The sequence below is a fragment of the Paenibacillus sp. JT22N15 genome (assembly GCF_059383755.1).
Genome location: NZ_JBXENV010000002.1, coordinates 285,577 through 302,633, shown reverse-complemented (window position 1 = coordinate 302,633; position 17,057 = coordinate 285,577). Strand labels below are relative to the sequence as shown.

At 46.2% G+C, this 17,057-nt stretch carries 13 protein-coding genes; 9 read left to right on the top strand and 4 right to left on the bottom strand.

What is annotated here, in order from left to right; genetic code table 11:
* The first annotated feature begins 3 nt into the window (after window positions 1–3).
* The 4 genes from AC50X8_RS04935 to AC50X8_RS04920 all read left to right on the top strand — a co-directional run bounded on the left by AC50X8_RS04935 (window position 4) and on the right by AC50X8_RS04920 (window position 4,510).
* The gene (locus AC50X8_RS04935; RefSeq protein ID WP_494865412.1) at window positions 4–597 is read left to right on the top strand and encodes a TetR/AcrR family transcriptional regulator; all 594 of its coding nucleotides are present in this window, start codon (window positions 4–6) and stop codon (window positions 595–597) included.
* A gap of 3 nt (window positions 598–600) precedes the next feature.
* Window positions 601–1,350 (top strand): (S)-benzoin forming benzil reductase, encoded by a 750-nt coding sequence (locus AC50X8_RS04930; RefSeq protein ID WP_494865414.1) that lies wholly within the window; start codon window positions 601–603, stop codon window positions 1,348–1,350.
* A 181-nt stretch (window positions 1,351–1,531) separates the two neighbouring features.
* Window positions 1,532–3,451, top strand: a complete 1,920-nt coding sequence (locus tag AC50X8_RS04925; RefSeq protein WP_494878913.1) for an AraC family transcriptional regulator — start codon at window positions 1,532–1,534, stop codon at window positions 3,449–3,451.
* 15 nt (window positions 3,452–3,466) lie between these two features.
* Entirely contained in the window at window positions 3,467–4,510 is a 1,044-nt protein-coding gene (locus tag AC50X8_RS04920; RefSeq protein ID WP_494865418.1) for an NAD(P)/FAD-dependent oxidoreductase, read from the top strand.
* 86 nt (window positions 4,511–4,596) lie between these two features.
* Here the strand turns inward: AC50X8_RS04920 and AC50X8_RS04915 are convergent, their stop codons facing one another.
* Entirely contained in the window at window positions 4,597–6,078 is a 1,482-nt protein-coding gene (locus tag AC50X8_RS04915) for a methyl-accepting chemotaxis protein (RefSeq protein WP_056031362.1), read from the bottom strand.
* Between the two features lie 47 nt (window positions 6,079–6,125).
* Window positions 6,126–6,698, bottom strand: a complete 573-nt coding sequence (locus AC50X8_RS04910) for a GNAT family N-acetyltransferase (protein ID WP_056031359.1) — start codon at window positions 6,696–6,698, stop codon at window positions 6,126–6,128.
* A gap of 349 nt (window positions 6,699–7,047) precedes the next feature.
* Here AC50X8_RS04910 and AC50X8_RS04905 point away from each other — a divergent pair, with 349 nt between their 5' ends.
* The 5 genes from AC50X8_RS04905 (at window position 7,048) to AC50X8_RS04885 (ending at window position 14,979) form a co-directional block, all read left to right on the top strand.
* A complete protein-coding gene (locus AC50X8_RS04905; RefSeq protein ID WP_494865421.1) occupies window positions 7,048–8,994 on the top strand; it encodes an ABC transporter substrate-binding protein in 1,947 nt (648 codons plus the stop codon).
* Between the two features lie 158 nt (window positions 8,995–9,152).
* Complete coding sequence (locus AC50X8_RS04900; RefSeq protein ID WP_494878910.1) at window positions 9,153–10,748, top strand: AraC family transcriptional regulator; 1,596 nt, start codon at window positions 9,153–9,155, stop codon at window positions 10,746–10,748.
* A gap of 101 nt (window positions 10,749–10,849) precedes the next feature.
* The gene (locus tag AC50X8_RS04895; RefSeq protein WP_494865423.1) at window positions 10,850–11,809 is read left to right on the top strand and encodes an ABC transporter substrate-binding protein; all 960 of its coding nucleotides are present in this window, start codon (window positions 10,850–10,852) and stop codon (window positions 11,807–11,809) included.
* A 148-nt stretch (window positions 11,810–11,957) separates the two neighbouring features.
* Window positions 11,958–13,805, top strand: coding sequence for a stalk domain-containing protein (locus AC50X8_RS04890; protein WP_494878908.1), 1,848 nt, complete (start codon window positions 11,958–11,960; stop codon window positions 13,803–13,805).
* 25 nt (window positions 13,806–13,830) lie between these two features.
* Window positions 13,831–14,979, top strand: a complete 1,149-nt coding sequence (locus AC50X8_RS04885) for a stalk domain-containing protein (RefSeq protein ID WP_494878906.1) — start codon at window positions 13,831–13,833, stop codon at window positions 14,977–14,979.
* Between the two features lie 100 nt (window positions 14,980–15,079).
* On the opposite strand, the gene AC50X8_RS04880 is transcribed toward AC50X8_RS04885, so the two are convergent.
* Both AC50X8_RS04880 and AC50X8_RS04875 read right to left on the bottom strand, forming a co-directional pair.
* Window positions 15,080–15,289 carry a hypothetical protein gene (locus AC50X8_RS04880; RefSeq protein ID WP_494878904.1) on the bottom strand — a complete coding sequence of 70 codons (210 nt, stop codon included), beginning with the start codon at window positions 15,287–15,289 and terminating at the stop codon, window positions 15,080–15,082.
* A gap of 7 nt (window positions 15,290–15,296) precedes the next feature.
* Window positions 15,297–17,036, bottom strand: a complete 1,740-nt coding sequence (locus AC50X8_RS04875) for a helix-turn-helix domain-containing protein (protein WP_494878902.1) — start codon at window positions 17,034–17,036, stop codon at window positions 15,297–15,299.
* Window positions 17,037–17,057 lie beyond the last annotated feature (21 nt).

Sequence of the window (17,057 nt, the reverse complement as noted above, 5' to 3'; positions counted from 1 at the left end):
GCCTTGAAGAAGAAGGAGCTTACAACGAATCAAATTATAGAGGCGGCATTTGAGCTTTTTGCCGAGCACGGCATTGAACGAACGAGCTTAAGCATGATTGCGGGCCAAGTCGGCATTACGAAGCCGTCGATTTATTATCATTTTTCGACAAAGGAAGAGCTGGTCAGCCGGATTTATTCTTATCTTTTTGAAAATCATTATTTCGAAAGCTATTTTCAGGCGGACTTTGCTGCGGCAGAGGATTTCAGGAAAGCCTTGTATGAAGGCGGCTTGAAGATGCTTCCCGATGGGAGTAAAGAGCATGCCGCCTCTTTAAGGGTGTTAAGTGAATTTATGCTGCTTGCGGAGCGCGATGAGCTGTACCGGTCACTTCTCGGAAATATGCAGCAAAATTTTCTGAACGGCTTCCATGATCTATTGATGAAGGGTGTGGAGCTGGGAGTGGTAGCACCGCAAAATGTCGTATACAAAGCCCATATGCTGGCCTTGGTTATTGATAATTTATCCCGATGCATGATGATGAAAGTTGCGATGGAGTACCATGAAGTATGGATGGAAACGGTCAATAGTGTATTGATAGACGCTAAGGGGGAATAACGAATGAAAGTTTTTTTCATTACGGGCACATCTAGAGGCATTGGCGAGGAACTTGCTAATCAGCTGTTAGCAGAGGATCATCATTTATTTTGCCTATCGCGGGCGGAAAATGAACAGCTGATTGAGCGTTCGATTCAGAAAAAGACAAGTATGACCTATTATCCTTTCGATTTGAATCATTTGCTGCATATTGAGCATATGTTTACGGCGCTATTCAGCATGATTCCGCAGGATACAGAAATCACAGGCCTCTATTTAATTAATAATGCGGGAATGCTAGCTCCGGTGGCTCCCATTGAACAAAATCCAGCTCAAAGCATCATTGAAAATGTGAACATTAATTTGCTGGCTCCGATGATTATAACGGCTAATTTCCTCAAGTTTGCCCAGCAGTACCAAGTGGATAAGCGGATTATGAATATTTCCTCCGGATCTGCCCGCTATTTGCTGCCTTCGCAAAGCTGTTACAGCACTTCGAAAGCGGGTCTGGATTCTTTTTCAAAAAGTGTGAGCTTGGAGCAGTCGGTTCAGCCGTATCCAGCCAAGGTCGTGTCCGTCTATCCGGGGATGATCGATACCCAAATGCAAGCGGAAATGCGTTCAGTATCCAAAGCGGATTTTCCTTACGTTGATCAATTCATTCAAATCGCGGAAGAGGGCAAGCTGCAGACACCTGAATACACGGCTGCAAAATTAATTAAGCTGTTGTTTAGTGAAGATTTTGGCAGCACCGTCGTAGTTGAAAACTTATAATCTATGAGAGAGAATCATTATCATTTATAATAGAGGGAGTTGTTGCGACAGTTATCTCATAGAGCGATTCAGCATACGGGAAACTGAGGAGAGGAATTGAAACGGTGCGATGAGTATAGAAGATCATATCTTGTTATGGAACCACGCGTTAGTTCGAATGATGGATGTTCGTCATATCAGGATGGAATTTAATGAGAAGCTGCCGGCTTATGACTTGCCCGCGAGTGCGTTCTTGTTGACGGCGCGAGGCAGTGCAAAGGTTTCATTGGATGGCCATATGAGCATGGTTCGGCGGTTTCATGTGCTGCATGGCGGCAAAGGAGCCCGGCTGGAGATCGAAGCCGAGGATGTATTTGAATATTATTTAATTTTGTATAAAGCGTCATTAGTGCCACCTTTCCGGCGCGAGCTGCAGCTTCTTATGGAGCGGGAAAATCCGTTCCAACAGCAATATGATTTTACACCGCAATATCCGGTTGAATTGCTGGACAAGGTAAAGCGGATGCATCGTGAATGGAGCAGGCTGAATACGCTGGAAAAGCTGCATGCCAAATCGCTGTTTTATCAATTTGTGTATGAATTGCTGTGGCAAATACAACGGCAGGGCTTGGAGACGGACAGTCCAGATTTATCGGAGCAAGCCATTCGTTATATGACGGACAACTATCAGCACAATATTACGATTGAGTCGCTGGCGCAGCTGCTAAATTATAGTCCGCAATATATATCCAGAAAGTTTAAGGAGCAGACGGGAAACAGTCCAATCAACTTTCTCATCATGCTAAGAATGGACAAAGCGCAGGAACTGCTGTTGACGTCGGATGCTACCTTGCAGGAGGTTGCCGCTTCTGTGGGCTATCCCGATATGTTTTATTTCAATCGGATGTTTAAAAAGCATGTGGGCGTAGCTCCCGGCCAGTACAAAAAACGCAAGCTTGCCGGCGGCAAGATACAATATTCTGCAAAAAAATCGTTAACATCCTCCATTGTGAAACGTGTCGCTCAACGATATATTGGTGATGAGTATGAAAATCATTATCAATATAAAACAGAGGGGGATTTTACGTTGTACAGAGGTACGAAAACATCTATGACAGCAACTTTATTGCTATGTCTCATGCTGCTGCTAAGCGCTTGCGGCACAGGAGGCACGAATACGACGACGGCAACAGCAAACGGGGGAAGCCAATCGGCGAACGTACAGCCAGCAGATGCTGCTCAAGGAGGAGCCGCTGATGGCCAGCAAGGCAGCACAAATCAAGCGAGCTCAGCACCAACGGAAACAACTAAAACGGTATCCACCGTGTTCGGGGATGTTACGATACCAGTAAATCCTAAACGAATCGTAGCGATAGACTATCTGGGATCTCTCGTCGCTTTAGGTGCGAATCCGATCGGTTCATCCGAGTGGCTTATGCAAAACCCGTATTTAAAGGATAAGATCGATGGCGTTGAAAATGTGGGGGATTCCATTGAAAAGGTTATGGAAATGGAGCCCGATCTGATTATCACATTGACAAGTGATCAAAAGAAATATGAATTGTTAAGTAAAATAGCTCCAACAGTTAGTGTTCCCTATAATAAATTCAACAATGTTCATGAGGAAATAAACTATTTCGGGGAGCTGCTGGGCGTTCAGGAAAAAGCAACCGCTTGGCTGGACGATTACGATACTCGTATAGCTGCTGCTAAAGCGAAGGTGAAACAGGCGCTTCCTGAGGATGCGACGGTTAGCGTGCTTGAAGATCAGGATAAATCGATTTACGTCTTCGGTAATATTTCTGGCCGGGGCGGACGTGCAATCTATGAGGCACTGGGGCTCAATCCGCCAGTAGGACTTACTAAAGAGATTATGAAGGAGAAATATTACCCGATTTCGCTGGAAAAGCTGGGCGATTTCGCTGGTGATTATGTTGTCCTGACCAGTCCGAAAGCAATGGATGAATACAAGTCTAATCCGTTATGGAGCCAATTGGATGCAATAAAAAACGATCGTGTATTTCTGTGGACAGAGGATCAATCATGGTTCCAAGATCCGATCGCAATGCTGTCTCAGGTTGAAGAGCTGGCAAATTGGCTGATCGAGAAATCGAAGTCCTAGATTGGAGGAAGCAGAGTGACACAATCCACAGAGTTATACGATGTAACGATAATCGGCGGGGGCCCGGCTGGCATGTACGCGGCCTTCTATAGCGGTATGCGCGATATGAAGACAAAGCTGATTGAAGCCAAGGAAGAGCTTGGTGGAACGATGCTGATTTATCCGGAAAAAATGATTTGGGATGTTGGCGGCGTGACGCCGATCCTATGCAGGCAATTGATTGCGCAGCTGGCACAGCAAGCGCGGACTTTCGATCCGACCCTTGTATTTGGACAGCAGATTGTCGGTCTGGATCGATTGGAGGACGGAACCTTTCTCCTTACAGCGGAATCGGGAGAGACGCATTGGACGAAAACGGTCATTCTCACGATCGGCTACGGCATTCTGAAAATGTCGAAGCTTGAGATTGAAGGAGCAGATCGTTATGAGGTGAGCAATCTCCATTACACGGTGCAGGAGCTTGAACCGTTTCGCGGCAAGCATGTTCTGATATCCGGCGGCGGGGACTCGGCGGTAGACTGGGCAAATGAGCTGGAGCCGCTGGCGGCCAGCGTTACGATTATACACCGCCGCGAGCAATTTGGCGGACATGAGAAAAATGTTGTGCGGATGAGACAGTCCACGGTTAATGTTAAAACGCCATATGCGGTTACTCAGCTGCATAGCAAGGATGGTAAAGCAATCCATCAGGTGACTATCAGTCAGGTGGAGAGCGGAGAGACAGAAACGCTGGACGTTGATGCCGTAATTGTAAATCATGGCTTGAAGAGTGATTGTGGAGCTATTCGTGAATGGGGATTGGATATTGGCGTTCGTAGAGTAAAGGTAAGCAGCAAGCTGGCTACGAATATTCCGGGTGTTTTTGCTGCCGGAGATTTTGTAGATTACGAATCAAAGCTTTATTTAATTGCCGGAGCGTTTACCGATGCAGCTTTTGCCGTGAACAGCGCCAAGCTGTATATGGAGCCAAAAGCCGACGAGGTTGCTTATGTTTCCTCGCATAATAGCAAGTTCAGAGAAAAAAATCTGGCGCTTGGTGTTCGGGAAGAAGACGCGTAAGAAGGGAGAGTGCTCCGTTGGGTAAAGTGGGCAGAAGCCGAAGCATCGGCTTTGCCTACACTATTACGGGTATTTCTTATTTCATGCTACTGCTTTGCTACCATCGCCTTGAGCTCTGACAACAACTGGTCCAACTGACCGTACTCCTGCACCATCGTATGGATCTTCACATCCTGCGTCTCCATACTAGCATGAACCTCTTCAACGGAAGCCATGTTCTGTTCAGTCGTAGCAGCAATATTGACCATCTCATCGACCATGCTTGCATAACGCTCATGCAGATCACCCGCAGAACTGCCTACTGTATCAGAGTGCTGCCTCACGAGCTCCATATTTTCGCTGATGCGATCAATAAGCTGCTGTACCTGACGTGAAACATCCCTGCTGGTTGTCACTGCTGCTTGTCCGCTTGTTACCTGCAGGTGAACAGCGCTGATTTGCGAACGAATACCGGATAAAATCGTCGTAATTTCATGTGTCGCAGCTCTTGAACTATCGGCAAGCTTTCGTACCTCGTCGGATACGACTGCAAAACCTTTGCCATGCTCGCCTGCCCGTGCTGCTTCAATGGCGGCATTAAGCGCCAGTAGATTCGTTTGCTCTGCAATATCGCTGATCGTTCCGACAATCGAGCTTACGCGATCATTTTGCTCATTAAGCTGGTTCATCATGTCGACTGTATGCAGGATGATCGCTCTAACACGCTCAATCTCTTCTGATAGTGCAGCCATTTGATCCCGATTTTCCACGGTCAACGCGGCATTGTCTGCAGAATATTGTCGCAGCAATTCCGTTCCATCAAGCAAGCGCTTGACGGCCGTGTCTATCATCTGCGTCGTATCGCTAATATTCATAATGGTTCCCGTCTGGGTCTCAATGGCAGCCGACATGGCCGAGAAGGTCGTCGTTACCTCTTTGGAGATTTCTCCGGTAGAACGAACCGTCGCTTGCTGGCTGCTGCTGAATTCGGTAAGCACAAGAATCGAGGATTCCAGCTTGGTAAGCAGCGCCTCCGCCATATCCTTGGAGGCTACTGCCTCGCGCTGCTTGTCTGTTACCTGCTTCTGCAGCCGCTGGGTGAAGCTGGCCGAGAATGCTAGCGCCCCTGTTGCAAACATTAAATACAAATACAAATAGGCGAGCGATTCTCCTGGGAATAGCTTAGGTTGAAGAACGGGGTTCATAAATAGATAAGTGCTCAGCGCTGCTCCCAGTATGCCTGTGAAAATAATAGGCCGATAATCGGCGTACAAGGTAATGATTGCGAGATTAACATAAACAATAAAATAAGTGCTTACGACTGGATTCGGATCGGAAATGATAAGGAAGGAGACAACTATCGTTAAAATGCACGGAACCATATACTTAATATAGTCTGTAAGGATACCTCTATAAGTCATAAAAGTGACTATAGCACTCGTTCCACCTCCAACGAGGGCAAGAAAAAGAATCATATTTTTATCCAGACCGATAACAATATCCGTGACCACTCCTAGAAAGAGCACGCCCCAAAGAATTTTGATTAACAATCGGTTCCGCTTATCAAGCTCCGTTAGTACTCTCTTCATACGTAAATCCACCTTTTTATAATTTGTAAAGCTAAGCCGATTCAGTTCTAGACTCCTGCGTTGCTAGCATGTGCAGTGAAAACGCCCTGCTGCGAATAGGAAAGCCAATTATATTTTTGTTTATTCGAATAAATTTGCTCCACATTTAATACCATTGGAACCACATAATCTCCTTTATAAAACACCTTCTCTCCAAGCTTCTCTAACGGCACCTTGAAAGTAACCCGCAATGCCCTAAAAAATACAGGCTCCAGCAACGAAACATAATATTTGATCTGCCGTTCCTCCGCAGTATAGACAAGGGAGGAGAGCAGCTCAGATATGTATTGTTGCCCACGATACGGCTTTAATAAGGCTATTTTGTCAATTTCCGCAATTTCTCCCTGTGCGCCTATCAGCTCCGGGTGCTCCTGAAAGAATCCGGCTTCGTTAATCGTGCTTGCAGCACTGTACGGCTTAATCTCAGCCGTGCCTACATAATGTCCCTCCATCGTGACAATCATAAGTCGCTCAAGTGCTTGAGCGGAAAACTCAAGATCAAATCCTTTCTCCCTCCAGACAGTTGTCCAAACACCATTAAACATCGCCAGCTCCAGCTCATTCTCCACTCGCTTAAACATACGTATGGTCTCCTTTGGTTTTTTTCTTTCTCCCAAGTGAATTATGTATATAGATTATTTATCGGGATAATCCACTTAATAATGTACATGCGTTAGATAATTACTTACTTTTCGTCTATTTGCAAAAATCATCAGCTTTATATCTATCCTTTCTTTACAAATCGAGGGTTCCAATATGGATCAGTCTGCTAAATTATTGATTCAAATAGAGCTTCGAATCCATATTAAGTTATTGAAAATCCGAGCGGCAAAAAGAAAAGCAATAGGGCTGACGTACTTGCTGCTTGGATGTTATCCTTTATAATAAAGGATGCAGGTTCAGCATTTATTTTCGTTTCGAGGTGTTTTTATGGAATGGCAGGATACTATCCAATTATGGAACCGAAGGCCTGTTCAAGTGCTGGATATTCGCCATCTTACGATGAAGCCGGGAGAGAAGCGGTTAGCCTATCGGCTTCCTGCAAACGCTTTTGTATATGCCAATCAAGGCAATGCGAGGCTAGTAATGGAGGAGCTAGAAGCTCCTTGCGATAATGGTTATTTGCTGCATAGTGGAAAAGGCGCCAACCTGAGCATATGGTGTGGGGATGAGCCGTTTGACTATTATTTAATTTTGTATAAACCGCTGGTCATGATAGGCAATCAAGTAAGGCATGGTGATTTAGAGCAGCAGGATGTGTTCGGGAGGCGCTATGCCTTTGAGGTGATGCATGCTATGTCGCTGCTGTCGTTGCTGGAGCAGATGTCTCAGCTGTGGGCAAGTAGCGAGGAGCTTGATCGGCTGCAGGTAACGGGAATTTTCTATCAATTCGTGGTGGAACAGTTTCGCCAACTGCAAATGGTGAAAGCCGAAGCTACAGTACCAGATTTACCAGAGCAAATCGCTGAGTACATTCACGAGTATTTTCATAAAACGGTAACGATGGAAACGATGGCTGGGAAGTTCCATTACAGCACGCATTATTTAGCAAGGGTGTTTAAGCGCAAATTCGGCTGCAGCCCCATGGAATATTTGATGCAAACTCGGATCAATCGAGCCAAATATCTGCTCACGGAGACGGATACGCCGATTCGCAGCCTTGTTGAAAAGGTGGGCTATACCGATATTTATTATTTCAGCCGCCTGTTTAAGAAGCTGACAGGAGTAACTCCTACACAGTTTAAAAAGCTTAATTTGGGCTCAATAGGTTCAATTCGTCCAAAAATGATGCCCGAATCGCACATTGCCCCTCAAGCTGGACAAAGCTATATTGGTAACAGCGAGAATCATTATCAATATAGCGCTTGGAGAGTGAATGAAATGAAGTTAGGTTTTAAGCCATCTTTTGCCGTTACATTATTATTTAGCTTGTCGCTGCTGCTCGCTGCATGTGGCGGTACTGCTGCAGAGCCGCAGCAGAGCGCACAAGGAAGCAATGCTCAGCCAGGTGCAACTGCTACGGCTGATACAGCAGCAGAATCACCAGCAGCAACGACAAGAATGTATAAGGATGCACTTGGACGTGAGGTGGAAATTCCATCGAACCCTAGCAAAGTGGTTGTTATCACCTATGGCGGCTATTTGCTGCCGCTTGGCATACAGCCGGTCGGTGTTGATCAGGCGGTGCTTGATCATTATCCAGAAGAGCTGGCAGGCGTTGCTAGCATTGGTGAAGGGCTTGGCAATGTCGAGGCCGTTTCTGCGCTTGAGCCGGATTTGATTATTTTACCGGAATACCATGACGCATCGGCGTACACCCAGTTTGAAAAGATCGCGCCAACGGTAGCTGTTTCATGGGGCGGCGATCCAGATATCATCAATACGCTGCGGGACATGGGCGATATTATGAACCGCAAGCAAGAGGCGGAAGCGTGGATTACGAAATTTGAAGCGAAGCTGCAAAGCGTCCGCGATCAGCTTGAAGTAAAAGTGACGCCGGGCGAAACGGCTATCACCTTTATTCTTTACCAAGGAGAGCTGTTTCTTGGAGGCGAAGGCGGTACGCTTGGCAAATTGATTTATGAGGATTTCGGCTACCAAATGCCGGAGCAGTTCAAGCAATATTCGGATGGCGGAGCCGCCCTTTCCATGGAATCGCTAGCGGATCGCCCAGCCGACTATTTCTTCACGCAAATGACCGACGAGGAACTGGTCGACATGAATAAGCTGTTCCAGGAGCCGCTATACCAATCCATCCCTGCGATCAAAAATAATCGGATTATCAACGTAACCCGCGATAAATGGAACTTCGGCCCTTATTTGGCGGAGCAAGCGGTTGATGAGATGATTGAGAAGGTAGCCCAGCTGCAGAAATAAGCAGGTATCATCGATCCTGAGTTTGAAAATAATGCTGAAAGTCCGGGAGCTTGCCTCCTGGGCTTTTTTTGCTTTCTACACCGTCCAGCTTCCCGGCTGTCTTTCTGCTAAAATAGACGTAACCAATCCTTAAAATAAAAGCATATAAGGTGAACATCATGGAACAGAGCCGGGTAATGGCGCTAGCTTTAATTGAATCCCATATCGAAATGAAACATATTCAATATCAGCGAATTGATGGGGAGCAGACGATAAGGCTTAGGTATGCGGACAGCGGAGGTCTGCTGCTTGTAGCAAGCGGAGCAGGCATTTTAGAGGACAGCGGAATGAAAAGAATGCTGCATCGAGGGAGCTTTTGCATCAGCATGCAGGGGGCTGAGCTGGTTGTTACGGCAGAGCAGGAAGAGCCGATGGGGTTTTATGAGCTTGCTTTTCGGCATGATGCATTACCGGACAGTGCCGTTTCTTGCTATTATGCGGAGTTGTCCAAACGCGCCGCTGGGCCGCTCATTGACCGCGTGAAGGAGCTGTATGTGAATCGTCTCTACGATGGGACATTGGAGCGATTCCGCCTGCAAATTGATTTTCAGGAGCTGCTTTACAGGCTGCTTAAGGCTGTCGAACAGAAGCCGGGCCTCAGCCAGCGGGAAGTGCTGCTCCTCACTGCCCGCTATATGGAGCAGAATTTTCAGGAGCCGTTATCCCGCGATAAAATGGCCGATATGGCTGGCATGAGCGCACCGTATTATTCGCGCGCCTTCAAAAAGGCGCTGGGCAAAACCCCTCAGGAATATTGGACCGGGATTCGGCTCAATCAGGCGAAAAAAGCGCTGATCCAAGGCGCAGACAAAATTAGTGAAATTGCCGAGTACGCCGGATTTGGCGAGCCCTATTATTTTAGCCGAGTGTTCAAAAATGCTTTGGGAGTTTCGCCAACGACTTACCAGAAGCAGCCACGCCGGAAGATCGCTTGCTTATATCCGCCTTTTATTGATGCGCTGCTGGCGATGGGGGTGGTACCCTGTGCAACGATGATCGATCCCGATCATCCGCTGAGCGGACGCTTGCAGGCTTCCCTGCATTTGGGAAGCTTGGAGGAGAATTTCGGAGAACGGGAAGCCATACTGCTGGCGGCACAGCCGCCTGAGCTTATTTTGTGCAGCGATTATATTCACCCTGATCAGGAGCAACTGCTGAGCCGAATTGCGCCAACCGTGACTGTAACCTGGCGGAGAGAGCGGCGGGCCGACCTGCTGGAAATTGCGGGCTTGATCGGAAGAAGAAGGCTTGCTGAGCAGCTGCTTGCAGACTTTGAGCAGCACGTAGCAAGTGCACGTGAACAATTAAGCCGGATTTTGGCGGGGCACAGCGTAGCTATGTTGAGGTTCCATGCTCAGCAGCTTCGCTTGTATGGCGGACCAGAGCAGGGCTTCGTCGGTCCCGTCCTCTATGGCGATTTATTGCTGGAGCCACCGCAGCTTGTTCGGCAGCTGACTTGGGATAAATGGTGGGCAGAGCTTGATCCCTCGCAGCTGCCAATGCTTGACACCGATCATTTGCTCCTCGTCATTGACCCGGGTATGGAGGAGGAAGCTAGCGTTATTATGGCGAGTGAAGCTTGGAATCAGCTTCCTGCTGTAAGGAACGGGCAAACCTATAAAGCGGACTATTATACGTGGATGAGCATCGGTATGGAGATGGATAAGCTCAAAATAGCAGAAGCGCTGAATTTGTTCGTCTATGGCCGCCAATGACACAAATGTCCTATAAAAAAAGTCGATTTGTCCTTGGGGAAATGGTGAAAAAAGAATATAGTGATAACGATTATCATTATACTCAGGGAGTGGTTACAGGCATGTTTAAGGCAGGGGCGTTGCCCGGCATAATGCTGGCGCTAGTTATTTTATTTACAGGATGTGGGGCTGCGAATAGCAGTTCGACGGAAACAGAAGCAGTGAAGGAGCCCATTTCAACGGAGGCTGCAGTATCAGCCGATCGGGTCGTTACGGATGAAATCGGACATGAAATGACAATTCCAGCCGAGCCGAGCAAAGTTATCGGCATCTATTTAGAGGATGAATTGACAGCCTTGGGCGTTACCCCGATTCGCCAATCGCGAATTGGTTCATGGAGCAGCCAAGACTATTTGGGGCTTACGGTTGAAGATATTGATATTGATGGAGATGTCGAGGCGTTTGTTAAGGCGGAACCAGATCTTATTTTGACCAATGTGTATGATGAGAAACAGTATGAGCATTTGTCTAAAGTTGCTCCGATGTATGCTTTTACGGATGCACGCGAAGACTGGCGCGCGACGATTCGCACACTCGGAGATTTACTTGGCAAGAAGGAGCAGGCGGAAGAAGCAATCGCGGCGTATGACCAGAAAGCAGCCGCTGCTGCCGCTGCTCTAAAAGCGGCTATTGGTGACGAGACCGTTGCTATTTTGCGTGTTCATGCCAAGTCGCTAAGACTATATGGTGGGCCAGGCTATGCAGGTCCTGTTCTATACAACGAGCTTAAGCTGACGCCGAGCAAGCTGGTGCAAGAGCTCGTTCTGGATACCAAAATCGAAGGCGCGTTCGACTTGTCGCTGGAGATGGTTCCGCAGCTGGATGCCGACCATATTTTTCTGACCGTAGATACGGGCGCAGAGCAGCAAGCGAAGGATTTGCTTGAAAGTACATTATGGTTAAACCTGCCTGCTGTTAAAAACGGTAACATTCACGAGGTTAATTTTGGAACATGGATGAAGAGCGGACCGATCGCTGACGGCAGCAAAATCGACGATGTGCTCGCGGCTCTGATTCCTTAGCCTGGCTTTAGGAAAATCGTTGATAGATTCTATTTCAAATGCAAAACAGCCTCGGCATGCTGCCGAAGGCTTTTTTTATAAGCTGTATCTATATCATCTGTTACATTAAGCCGATAATTACAATATTATACGAAGCGGATAATAGGGGATGAGAGAGAAGTATATGAAGAAGATAGTCGTATTGGTAATAGGATTTTTATGCTTAGGCTTGCTGGCTACAGCAGTTTACGGTGCAAATGGTACACGAGAAATAAAGATATTGCTCGATGGAGTTCCCCTTACCTCTGAAACTGCTCCTGCTCTGCAAAAAGGACATGTAATGGTACCAGCGGAAATGATCTTTGAAGCGCTAGGCGCAGAGCTTGTTTGGTACAACAGTTATAAAATATTTATCTCCTCCAAAGCTGATCAAATATTGTCATACCAGATGGGGGAACAACAGGCCTTTATTAACGAGGATCCTGTATCGCTTACGCTGCCAGGGGATTGGGTAGACGGTTCAGCGATGTTTCCTGTACGGATTGCGGCGGAAGCCTTTGGAGCCAAGCTGATGTGGGATAAAACGAATCTTACGCTGCAAATACAATCCGCTCCAAAGATGGATGCTGAGGTTGTTGAGGCTTTTGATGGCCTGTATGTGGCATTAAAATATATAAATACGGAGCAGGAGTTGGTCACCGAACAAGTCCGGCTTTCGGGGCTCTCTCCCATTCAAAATAGTATGGAGGCAACGGAATACTTAAAGGCTATGCTGCCAATTGGCACAAAGGTTAAGGTGGATTTTCGAAGTGGGCGGGATAGAAATAAGAATCTGTGGGCTTTGGTATATAAGGACGATGGAACGATTGTTAACCAAGAGTTGGTGAGCCGAGGGTACGCTAAAAGCTCTTTAGTTAATGAAGATCCCTACCTGAAAGCACGGCTGCTGCCTTTCCAAGAGGAGGCCCACATGAAAAAGCTAGGGATTTGGTCCAAAACAGAGCCCTACATAACCGATTCGATTAAAACGGCAAGTATAGATGGAGAAATTGCGCTTGTAACATCAAGCGGGCAGTTATGGACGTGGGGGCAATTTTATGAGAAGCCTATGAAATTATTGGAAAATGTTAAACAAGTCAAACTGGATGGGGACCTTGGTATTGCTTTGAAAAATGACGGAACTGTCTGGGTTTGGGGTTTTAATAATGCAGGTGGTTGGGGCAATGGCTTGGAAAAATATGAGGTGACCCGCATTCCCCAGCAAGTGGAGGGGCTTGAGAAAATATCAGCTATAGAAAATCATAACTCGGCTGTCATGGCTATAGATGATTCAGGAGAAGTATATGCTTGGGGGTCAAACTCCAATGGGAAATTGGGAGAGGAATACGATATCAATAAGATTATTCACCCAAGCCCTGTTAAGTTGCCATGGAGCAATGTGAAAGAGGTTAAAATCGGATTTACCTTTACAGCTGTATTGAAAAATGATGGCACGGTGTGGAAGACGAATCCTGACAGCTCCGAGCTTATTCATGTTAAAGAGCTTTCCAACATTACGAGCATTGAAATGAACAATACAGCCGTTCTCGCTATAAAGAAAGATGGCACGGTGTGGGGGTGGGATGAGCTGCGAGAAAGTATTTTTGGTAGCAGCTATTATTTTGCCAAGTCTCCAAAGCAGATTGATGGTTTAAGCCGTATCGTAAAAACTGTAGCTGGAAAATATCATTTTTTTGCAATTGATGATAAGGGAACATTATATGGTTGGGGAGAAAATGTCGCCGGAGAGCTTGGTATGCTTTCGATTGGCGAGGCGGTGGAGAAACCAACGAAAATTATGGATTTGTCTCCGGTAAGAGATGTATTCGCGGATACAAGCAAATCCCTATTTTTAAAACAAGATGGGACGTTATGGGGAGTCGGGCATAGTCCGTACTTTATTTTTGGCGAGAATTATAAGAAAGGTTGGATGGATGATCTAAATTACAGTGAGTTAACGCAAATTAAGCTTCAATAATAGCTCAGTGTGGAGTGAAAAATCAATGTTAAGAAAACTCTTTATTAAAAATGGTTTCGTGTTTCTACTGGTTATAGCATGCATGCTAATGCCTAACACATCGGTATTTGCAGCAGCTAAGCCAGTTGTGCAGCCGATACGTCTCTTTGTACAGGATAAAGAAATTAAACCTGTGGTTGCTCCCATTATCCGTGGAGGAAGAGTGTATGTCGAGTTTCGCAGTGTTGTGAAGGAATTGGGATTTACTTTTCATTATGATAAAAACAAGAAGATTATTACGGCAAGGTCAGAGGACGCATTTTTTAAAATTGATTTAAATAGTGGGATGGCTTACGTTAACGGAAGGCAGTTTGTTTTTGATTGGGAAACACCTACTATTATTGAATCTGGGGCGAACACCTTAGTCCTTGGACATTTGTTTCAACCTACTGAGTATTTAGTTGCAGAGTATTATACAGACAAAAGAATTGTAAACGTACATGAAAGTATGTGGCCAAAACCCAAAAAGGCCGATCTAAGAATAATTCGATCCATTCTTGAGTCATACTTTCAAGATTTTAATCCCGTTGCTCAGATAACAAGCATTGAATTAGAATCTTGGGGCACCTATGTCACGATGCTCACGGGTGTATTCATACCAAAGATGGGGAATGAGTTGCTGGATCGCATGGAGCATGCGACTATTAGAATGAGTAATGAAGAAGGAAAAGGCTGGGAAATACATGATGTCTCATCGGAAATCGAATATCTTGATTATGAGTCACTCTCCCATAAGGAGGTAGCTGTACCTGATAAAGATAAATCCGCTATCTATACTTTAGTGGAGGCAAACGCGAAAGCAATAGATGATGAAAATTCCTCAGCTTTGATCGAGATGATCAATCCCGTTTATTGGGCAAGTGAAGGCTCTTTTTCCAAGGAAGAATTGAATAAATATTATACCTCTGTTTTTTTAAATTACGATTACGACTATAGGCTGGAGCAAGCGACGATAGTTTCATATGAGCCGAATAAAGCAAAAGTATATTATGTGTCTACGGTAAAAAATAGTGAAGGGACTACAGAAGAATTTACTCGGCTCTATGAGTTGCAGGATGTAAGTAAAGCAACTGATGGCAAGTGGTACTGGGAGCCCGATAGCTCTATCATGATTTATTCGGAGCTTGTCTCATAAAATAAAAAAACACAGCAATGCACATTTCGCGCCGTTGCTGTGTTTTTTTATGGAGCGAATATTTCACTCCATTACCTATTTTCTAAACGCCATTAATTTATTATTTCGTACTTACAAGCCAATCAGCAAGCTCTTCCGTTTGGGTCAGAATAGCGATCGGGTCCCAGTACCAGGAACGCTCTTTGCCCCAAATAAATACCCGGTTATTTTTGACGGCGTCAAGAGATCCCCAGATCGGGTCTGCTTTGAGATCGTCGATGGACTGCCTGTCGGTCGTGAGCACGATATAATCCCCGGCATATTTAGGCAATACCTCATTAGATAGGGGTTGCCCAGCCTGGATCGCCTATCTCAGCAGCTACTTCAGCAGGAGGCTTAAAGCCAAATACATTGTAAATGGGCTGTCCGCCTTTGCCATAGTTGGCGCCGACCGCCGAAACGTCTTTCCCGATCCATTCCAAGACGGAGAACGTGCTTTCTGCCGGAATGACCTCAAGCACTTTTTGTTTCGCTGTTGCGATACGGCTATCATAGTCGGCAAGCCATGCGGTTGCTTCCTGCTCCTTGCCCAGCAGTTCGCCAAAATAGGAAACTTCCTCATGTACCGATTTAAGCGAAGCATAAGGGATAATAACAGTTGGCGCGATTTTGCTTAGCTGATCATTCATTTCAGTATACATGTCATCCATAATGATCAGATCTGGCTCTATCGAAAGAATTTTCTCTATACTGCCGTTCCCGTCTCCCAGATCCTCTACGTCCTTTAAAGCATCGCTTAAATAAGGATTTGAAAGATGGTGAGTGGAGGTTCCAACCGGAATCACACCGAGTGCCAGCAGGCTGCCTAAATATTCTCCAGCCACTACGCGTTTCGGATGCAGCGGAACTTCAACATCACCCATAACGGTCGATACGATTTTGGTTCCTTCTTGCTCAGGCGCGGGGCTAGCCGTTGCTTGAGACGTACTGCTCGGTTCTGTAGAGCTTGCTGCTCCAGTAGCAGCATTATTGCTAGACGCTTGTGTTCCGCAAGCGTTGAGAAGCAGCATAAAGCTGAGTAGTATTACCGCCGCCATGGACGGTTTTAATTCTCTAAACATAATAGACTCTCCCTCTTTGCTCCGTTGATAATCGTTATCAGCTACATTAGTATAGCGGAGCGTTTTTGGAGGGGCAATGGAGGATCTCATGATTGTAGAAGGACAATCTTCTACCGGTTTAATTGCAGAACGCTGCGCTCTGAATAGGGAGGGAGAGACGCCTTTATATTTTTTAAACAGCCTGCCTAAATAATAGGGGTCGCGATAGCCGACGCCAGCCGCTATTTCGCTTAGCGTGGCATCGGTTTCAAGCAGCAGAGCTGCCGCCCTGTCGATACGGACTTTGATCAAATAATCAATGGGGCTAACACCCGTCCGGCTTTTAAAATAGGAGGATAAATGAGGGACGCTGTAATTCAGGCTTTCTGATAAAGACTCAAGAGTGATGGGCTCGGCATATTGCTTCTGAATAATCGCAATGATTTGCGCGGCTAAATCACGCTTTTCTGAATAAGTGCCCTGTACTTTCAATTGATTCAATAGTTCGTGGGCGAACTGGAAAAGCAGGTTTTTGGCATGCAGCTGTCCAAGCGCCTCCGCCTTGTTCCATTCCTTGTACATGTCGGTCAAGCAGCGGTATAAAACGACAGGATGGGCAGGCGCAAATTCATATAGCGTGTGAAAAGGGCGCAGCCGTTCAGCAAGCTGAACAATGTGCTGCGGCGCAGGCAGTGGAATCGTCGCTTTATAATAAACACTATAATATTCAAAGCCGTCCTCACCAGCCTGAAAATCAATGGCTGCTCCTTTACCGATATGCAAAATCTTAAAACGATTAAAAGGGTGCAATTCCCCGTTAACTTGTACCTGCGCGCTTCCACGAATACACATAATAAACAGGCTGGCAGGCGCTTTATAGGGGCGAGTGGATTCTCCCGCTTTCACAACAATGTGGCGAACATCCAGCAGTTTGCAATAGGTGTAATTCCATATCACGATATGATCATGTACGTTCATCCTCTGAAACCTGCTTTCTCA